Genomic DNA, 368 nt, shown 5'->3' on the forward strand with positions numbered 1-368 from the left:
GCTGCTTCGATCGAAGGGCGGATCGCCGACATCCGCGACCGTGAGCGCATCATGCGCCTGATGGCCGAGTTCAAGCCGGACATCGTGTTCCATGCCGCCGCGCTCAAGCACGTGCCGATCCTCGAGCGCGACTGGAGCGAGGGCGTCAAGACCAACATCTTCGGCTCGATCAACGTTGCCGATGCCGCTCACAGCGCCGGCGCCGAAGCCATGGTGATGATCTCGACCGACAAGGCGATCGAGCCGGTGTCGATGCTCGGCCTCACCAAGCGCTTCGCCGAGATGTATTGCCAGGCGCTCGACCATGATCTTGCGGCGGGTCACGGCGGCGCCAGGCGGTCGATGCGGCTGATCTCGGTCCGGTTCGG

General features: G+C 65.5%; 1 protein-coding gene. It reads left to right on the forward strand.

Annotated features, from left to right (window positions below; translation table 11 throughout):
- Window positions 1–368, forward strand: a 368-nt coding sequence (locus tag AC0L3S_RS39205) for a polysaccharide biosynthesis protein (RefSeq protein ID WP_473285312.1), incomplete at both ends; no start/stop codon positions are given.

The organism is Bradyrhizobium sp. Ken01, from assembly GCF_055807355.1.